The organism is Stenotrophomonas bentonitica (assembly GCF_002887735.1).
GTDB classification, from domain to species: Bacteria; Pseudomonadota; Gammaproteobacteria; order Xanthomonadales; family Xanthomonadaceae; genus Stenotrophomonas; species Stenotrophomonas bentonitica_A.
Genome location: NZ_PKQP01000029.1, coordinates 1 through 950, shown reverse-complemented (window position 1 = coordinate 950; position 950 = coordinate 1). Strand labels below are relative to the sequence as shown.

General features: G+C 60.4%; 1 pseudogene. It reads left to right on the top strand.

Going from position 1 to position 950, the window contains the following annotated elements:
- Window positions 1–950 (top strand): annotated as a pseudogene (locus C0R07_RS19620) (Tn3 family transposase); the annotation flags it as partial.

Below are 950 nucleotides of genomic sequence, written 5' to 3'. Positions count from 1 at the left end.
GCCAGTGCAGCCGGCGCCGGCTGGATGCACCGTAAGTACTTCGAGCTGGCCGTGCTGGTGCAGGTCAAGGACGAACTGAAGTCCGGAGATCTCTTCATTCCCAGCAGCGAACGGTTTGATGACTACCGTGAGCAGCTGGTCGATGAAGCCACCTTGGCCCAGGAACTGGAAGCCTACGGCCAGGTGTCAGGCCTGCCCACCGACGCCGAGTCTTTCGTGGCGGGATTACGTGCACAACTGACCTCCCTGGCCGATGAGGTCGACGCGCGTTTCCCGGAGAACGTACATGCGGACATCCTGGATGGGCGCCTGGTGCTGCGGAGGGGCAACGCGCCGAAGTCTCCAGCGCGATTACCACCGTGGATCGCCTCATCGCCGAACGGCTTCCAGAATCCAGCATCGTCGATGTCCTGATCGATGCCAGCCAATGGCTGGATCTGCACCGTTTCTTCCGCCCGATCGCCGGCACCGAGAGCCAGGTCGAAGATCTGCCCCGACGTGTGATCACCACGCTATTTTGCTATGGCTGCAACCTGGGGCCGACGCAGACGGCGCGGTCGATCAAGGGCTTCAGCCGGCGCCAAGTCGCTTGGCTAAACCTGAAATACGTGACCGAGGATGTGCTTGAGAAGGCCATCGTGGAGGTCATCAATACCTACAACAAATTCGACCTGCCTGGCTATTGGGGCAGCGGCAAGAGCGCATCAGCTGATGGCACGAAGTGGAGCGTCTACGAGGACAACCTGCTGTCGGAGTATCACATCCGCTACGGCGGCTACGGTGGCATCGGCTACTACCATGTGTCCGATAAATACGTGGCGCTCTTCAGCCACTTCATTCCCTGTGGCGTGCACGAGGGCATCTACATCCTCGACGGTCTGTTGGCCAACACTTCCGACATCCAGCCTGAGATCGTCCATGGCGACACGCAGGCCCAAAGCTACCCGGTC